Origin of the sequence: Actinoallomurus acaciae (assembly GCF_042429965.1) — a bacterium.
GTDB classification, from domain to species: Bacteria; Actinomycetota; Actinomycetes; order Streptosporangiales; family Streptosporangiaceae; genus Actinoallomurus; species Actinoallomurus acaciae.
Genome location: NZ_JBHLZP010000003.1, coordinates 1 through 5,524, shown reverse-complemented (window position 1 = coordinate 5,524; position 5,524 = coordinate 1). Strand labels below are relative to the sequence as shown.

At 70.7% G+C, this 5,524-nt stretch carries 7 protein-coding genes and 1 pseudogene; 5 read left to right on the top strand and 3 right to left on the bottom strand.

What is annotated here, in order from left to right; translation table 11 throughout:
* Positions 1 to 154: 154 nt before the first annotated feature.
* Together ACFFNX_RS01035 and ACFFNX_RS01030 are read right to left on the bottom strand one after the other, a co-directional pair.
* Positions 155 to 829: a hypothetical protein gene (locus ACFFNX_RS01035; protein WP_378193546.1), complete on the bottom strand. Its 675-nt coding sequence runs from the start codon at positions 827 to 829 to the stop codon at positions 155 to 157.
* A 77-nt stretch (positions 830 to 906) separates the two neighbouring features.
* Positions 907 to 1,374, bottom strand: coding sequence for a hypothetical protein (locus ACFFNX_RS01030; protein ID WP_378193543.1), 468 nt, complete (start codon positions 1,372 to 1,374; stop codon positions 907 to 909).
* Between the two features lie 163 nt (positions 1,375 to 1,537).
* Here ACFFNX_RS01030 and ACFFNX_RS01025 point away from each other — a divergent pair, with 163 nt between their 5' ends.
* The 4 genes from ACFFNX_RS01025 to ACFFNX_RS01010 all read left to right on the top strand — a co-directional run bounded on the left by ACFFNX_RS01025 (position 1,538) and on the right by ACFFNX_RS01010 (position 4,499).
* Positions 1,538 to 2,089: an NUDIX hydrolase gene (locus ACFFNX_RS01025; RefSeq protein ID WP_378193541.1), complete on the top strand. Its 552-nt coding sequence runs from the start codon at positions 1,538 to 1,540 to the stop codon at positions 2,087 to 2,089.
* Between the two features lie 30 nt (positions 2,090 to 2,119).
* The gene (locus tag ACFFNX_RS01020) at positions 2,120 to 2,632 is read left to right on the top strand and encodes a GNAT family N-acetyltransferase (RefSeq protein ID WP_378193538.1); all 513 of its coding nucleotides are present in this window, start codon (positions 2,120 to 2,122) and stop codon (positions 2,630 to 2,632) included.
* A gap of 168 nt (positions 2,633 to 2,800) precedes the next feature.
* The gene (locus ACFFNX_RS01015) at positions 2,801 to 3,769 is read left to right on the top strand and encodes a GNAT family N-acetyltransferase (protein ID WP_378193535.1); all 969 of its coding nucleotides are present in this window, start codon (positions 2,801 to 2,803) and stop codon (positions 3,767 to 3,769) included.
* 73 nt (positions 3,770 to 3,842) lie between these two features.
* Complete coding sequence (locus ACFFNX_RS01010) at positions 3,843 to 4,499, top strand: lysophospholipid acyltransferase family protein (protein WP_378193531.1); 657 nt, start codon at positions 3,843 to 3,845, stop codon at positions 4,497 to 4,499.
* 45 nt (positions 4,500 to 4,544) lie between these two features.
* Here ACFFNX_RS01010 and ACFFNX_RS01005 read toward each other — a convergent pair whose 3' ends face one another.
* Complete coding sequence (locus ACFFNX_RS01005) at positions 4,545 to 5,009, bottom strand: MarR family winged helix-turn-helix transcriptional regulator (protein ID WP_378193528.1); 465 nt, start codon at positions 5,007 to 5,009, stop codon at positions 4,545 to 4,547.
* A 72-nt stretch (positions 5,010 to 5,081) separates the two neighbouring features.
* Between ACFFNX_RS01005 and ACFFNX_RS01000 the strand changes: the two are divergent.
* Positions 5,082 to 5,524 (top strand): annotated as a pseudogene (locus ACFFNX_RS01000) (hypothetical protein); the annotation flags it as partial.

Genomic DNA, 5,524 nt, shown 5'->3' with positions numbered 1-5,524 from the left:
GCATGACCTGAGCGGGAACCCACGCCTGGCAGGCGAATGGGTCCCCTCGGGGAACCGCCGGGGAGCCCTCTCCCGTCGCGAGCGATGCCCGGCGACGAATGACGGCACGCCGAGGCGCGCCGTACGGCGAGGGTGTGAGGGTAGGAGCGGTTCCTCAGCAGGCCGGAGCGAGAACCGGCGGACCCCGCCGAGCCGACGTACGCCGCAGCACATGCCGCGGGCCGGGGCACGGCCGCTCCAGCGGCGGCACCCGCCACGCGGGAGGCAGAGGAGCCGGGGCCGGGGCCGTGAGCAGCGCCGACAGCGCCGTCAGCCCGGCCCAGCTCAGCGCCGCGGCCGCGCGCAGCACCACGAAGACGGCCGCCTCACCGCGCCGCAGCCACGCGGCCATCACGAGGGCGACGACGGTGTGCAGCGCCAGCAGGAGCAGGACCTGGCCGGCGGCGAGAACGGTCAGTGAGTGCGCGGGAGAGGCCGCGGCGGCACCGAGCAGGCCGGGTCGTACGGAGCCACCGCCACAGACCAGCAGCCCCGGCCAGCCGCCGGAGCCCGCGCCCGGCACGCCCAGGGAACACCGCTCCTGCACGCTGTTGAACAGCGCGTTCAGCGCCAGCTCGGCCGGGATCAGCATGGCCGCGATCTGCAGGAAGCAGCGCTCCGCCCCGGTCAGCAGCAGCGCCAGGACGAAAACGACGGCGCCGGCGAGCAACAGCGTGGCCACCGGCATCGGCCTGCCGGTCACGACGAGACGGCCTCCGGCGGACAGCAGCACCGACAGCACGGTGAACACCACCGCACGCGACGCCCGCAGTCCGCAGCCCGCCCTCATGGGGCGAGTATGACATCGCGGGCGAACATCCTTAAAGTCCGAGATGTCCGTGACCAGCGCCGCCATACGTTTCCCGGTCAGAGGACGGCGAGGCCCACCGCGGTCTGGATGACGATGGCGAACACGCACACGACCGCGACGTAGGCCATGATCCGCTGGTTCGACTCCACGTCGCCCGGCTCCGCCGAAGAGGGCGGCAACGGCGTCTTTCGGTGCGACGGCGCACCGTGGCCGTACCCGGGGCGGAGGCGGGCCAGCGGGCTGCGCCGGCCGGGCAGGCGCCACAGGGCGTCGGTCTTGATCTGCTGGTGGCCCGCGACGTTCGTGCACGCGAACAGGTGACCGCGGGCGCCGTTCCGGCAGGGGTCGCCCTCGCGCGTCGCCACGCCGCACCTGGTCGGGCAGAAGCACAGCTCGTACATGGACCAGACCAGCACCGTCAGCGCCCACAGGCGCCAGGTGCCCGCGTACAGGGCGAAGGCGCCCAACGCCGCGATTCCCGTCCACCACGCCAACTGCGCCTGGCCGCGGGTCCGTCTCGCCATGACCATCCTCCGCATGCGGTACCCGCCAGCAAAGCACCCGGTGGCGCGGCGCCGCATTCCTTGGCCAGAAGAGGTGAAAACACGCCACATGTGGCATATGAGACAGGAGGAGGCAGGGTGACGGTGTAATGCCGGGTGCGAGCGAGCGGGAAGGACGGCCTTCATGGAGTGGATGGTTCACGGACGGCGGGCGATCTACGAGAGTTCGTGGATCAGCCTTGATCTGGTCGACGTCGAGCTTCCGGACGGCAGCCGGTTCGAGCAGCATGTCGTACGGATGGCGCGGCCCGTGGCGGTCGTCGTGATCCTGGACGAGCACGACCGCGTCCTGCTGATGTGGCGGCATCGGCACGTCACCGGCACGTGGGGCTGGGAGATCCCGGGCGGGCGGATCGAGAAGGGCGAGACGCCCGAGGAGGCCGCGGTGCGCGAGGCCGAGGAGGAGACCGGCTGGCGTCCGGGGCCGCCGCGGCTCCTCGTCGTCTCGCAGCCCTCCAGCGGCTCGGTCGACTCCCGCCACCACATCTTTCGCGCGGACGGCGCCGAGCACATCGGGCCGCCGACCGACATCACCGAGGCCGAGCGCATCGCCTGGGTGCCGCTCTCCGACGTCCGCGGCCTCATCGCCGGCGGGGAGATCGTGGGCGGCCCGACGCTGATCGGCCTTCTCCACGTGCTCTCCGACCCCGGCCGGGCAACCGGGCCCGGGGGTTGATCGTCACGTCGTACGGCGGACAATCACCCCATGCGCCCGATCATCCGTGACATCCGGCCCGGCGACGGCGATGGCTGCGCGCGAGCGTGGGTGGACGCCGGCCGTTACTACGCCGCACGCGTCCCCGAGGTGATCCAGGTGCCCGACGAGGACGGCCTCGCGGAGTGGTTCGAGGCGGCCATCCGCGCCGAGCGCGCGGCCGACGAACTGTGGCGCGTGGCCGAGATTCCGCCGTACGGCGTGGTGGGAATCATCGAGGCGGCGATCCTCCGGCCCGCGCCCGACGCCCACCGGCAGATCCAGCGCGACCTGTCGCGCACGCGGCTCGAGGTGAACCTCCTCGTGGTCGCGGAGGATTACCAGCGCGGGGGCGTGGGCACAGCCCTGATGGAGGCAGCCGAAGAATGGGGCCGGGCAGGTGGGGCGGTCGTCGCGGTGACGAACACCAACCTGAACAGTCCGCTCTCGATCCCGTTCTACGAAGAGCGCATGGGCTATCGGCGGCAGGCCGTACTGCTGCGAAAGCCGCTCGAGCGCGGGTGATCTTTATCGCCCGCGCCCGATGAATCATGATCAATATGCCTGAATCTCTCGGGCATAGCGGTCAAACCCATAGTTTCGCGTACATGCGGCTACCTCGAATGACAGACGCGTCACCGCCGTGGCGCGTACGGTCCATAGGAAGGCGAGCCAACCATTCGAGGAGCCTCCTTGGACACGGTTCAGCAACTGCACGACATCTCGGATAGCGACGTCGCGGAGTGGCATGGCGTCCTCGCCGCGTCGGTGGCCCGTGACCTGCCCGGCGAGCCGATGCCCACGCTCGACCACGTGCACGGCGACCTGACGACCCCGGGTCTGGACAGCCGCGACCTGCGGTGGGCCGTCCGGACCGCCGGCACGCTGACCGGGGTCGCGCGGCTCCGCCTCTTCGACGGCCCGGGGCGCGATCACCTCGGCCAGTTCACGATCGACGTTCACCCGGACCACCGGCGGCACGGCATCGGCTCACGCCTGCTCGAGACCGTCGCCCGCGCGGCGCGCCGGGAGAAGCGCCGCAGCCTCGTCGTCGAGGCCTCCTCCGACACCCCCGGCGTCGCGTTCCTCGAGGCCAAGGGGTTCACCTGCGTGCTCTCGCTCAGCCTGCTCCTGCTCGACGTGCACGAGGTGAGCGGCATCGCGGAGATCGTGCACGCCGAGCACCCGGGCTACCGCCTGACGCGCTGGCTCGGCGTCGTGCCCGACGACCTGGCCGACACCTTCGCCACCGCCAAGTCGGCCATGGGCGACATGCCCGCCGGAGACATGGACACCACGACCACCTGGGACGCCGACCGCGTCCGCGACATGGCCGAAGTCGTGGAGAAGCGTGGCGACACCCTCCTCACGGTCGGTGCCCTGCACGGCGACAGGATCGCCGGCTTCACCGAGCTGGTCATCCCGGTCGGCGACGGCACCCGGGCCATCCAGTCCGACACGGCCGTGGTGCCCGAGCACCGCGGCAACGGGCTCGGCCTGTGGGTCAAGGCCGCGATGCTCGACTGGCTGCGCGCCGAATGGCCGGCGGTCGCGGAGATCGAGACCGACAACGCCGAGGACAACGAGCACATGCTCGCCGTCAACGAGCGGCTGGGATTCCGTCCGCTGCGCAAGACACGGCAATACCATTACGAGCTTTGACGATCGCCGCCCGCGCCGCGACCTCCTCCTGAGCTTGACGGTCTACAGTTACGGAGAGTTCAGGGAGGCATAGGTGCTGTACTGGTTCATGTCCACCGTCGTCCGGCGGCTTCTCAAGATCGTGTTCCGGCCGGTGGTCTCGGGCCTGGAGAACGTCCCAGCCGACGGTCCGATCATCTTTGCCAGCAACCATCTGTCGTTCGTGGACAGCGTGCTGATCCCCCTTGTCATGCCCCGCCGGGTCACGTTCCTGGCCAAGGCCGAGTACTTCGAGAACAGCGTCCTCGGCGCGTTCCTCAGCTCGATGGGCCACATCCCGGTACCGCGCACGGAGCAGCGGGCGGCCGTCGCCGCGCTCGACATCGCGCTCAAGACCCTCGACGAGGGCAACGCCTTCGCCATCTACCCCGAGGGCACCCGGTCCGAGGACGGCCGACTCTACCGGGGGCACACGGGCGTGGGCTGGCTCGCACTGAACGCCCAGGTGAACATCGTCCCGGTCGCCGTACGCGACACACCGCGGATCATGCCGGTCGGCGCCCGCCTGCCACGCGTCCACCGACCGGGCGTGACGTTCGGCAAACCGATCGACTTCAAGCCCTTCGCCGACATGCCACCCGCCCGCGGCCGCCGCGCCCTGGTCGACGAGATCATGAAAGAGATCCAGAAGCTGTCGGGCCAGGAGTACACCGGCTCCTACAACGAGCGCTCCAAGGTGTCCGCGGCCTAGGCCTATCAAGGTCCCGCCGTCCGGCTGAACGGGACTTTGCAGGCCTTAGAGATGCTCGCCGTCCTGGGCCTCGACCAGGGCGAACATTCCGTCCGCGAAGCGGCGGGTGAGGCGGGCGAGTTCTGTGCGGTCGTGCGCGCTCCAGTCGGCGAAGACCTCGTCGAGGACCCGTCTGCGGCCCTGGTTGATCGCCTCGACCACGCGGTGGCCCTCGGGGGTGACCGTCGCGGTCTTGATCCGCCGGTCGTGCGGAGCCTCGGCGCGGCGGATCAGGCCTCGTTGCTCCAGCCGGGCCAGTGAGCGGCTGGCCTTCGGGTGGTTCTGCTCGGCGAGTTCGGCCAGGTCCAGGACCCCGATCGGGCCGCGCATGTCGATGTGGACGAGGTAGCGGACCAGGTCCAGGTCCAGGTCGACGCCGGCCCGGTCGAGGATCAGCGCGAAGAACCGTGGGCGTGAGATCCGCCCGAGCATGCCGAGCCAGACGTCGTAGTAGTCCTCGGCCTTCTCCATCCCGTTCATTATGCACGGGTTTGGTGCTACCGTTCCGTTCACAGTGAACGGAATGGGGATGCCATGAAGACGATGCACGCCGCAGTACTGCACAGACTCGGCGGTACGCCCCGCTATGAGGCCTTTCCCGCGCCGGTGGCGGGCGAGGACGAGGCGGTCGTGACGGTCACCGCGGCGGCGCTGAAGCCGTCCGACCGCTGGATGGCCGCGGGCGTGCACTATGCCCCGGCGGAGTTCCCCGCGGTCGTCGGGCTGGACGGCGTGGGCCGGCAGGACGACGGCACGCGGGTGGCGTTCTTCGGCCTCCGGCCGCCGTACGGCGGGATGGCCGAACGCACCGTCGTACGGCGCGGTGTGTGGCTTCCGGTGCCCGACGGCGTCGACGACGCCACGGCGGCCGCGGTGCTCAACCCCGGCGGTGCCGCGTGGAAGACCGTCGTCGTGGAGGGCGAGGCGAGGGCCGGGCAGACCGTCCTCGTGGACACCGCGACCGGCGCGTCCGGCCGGACCTTCGG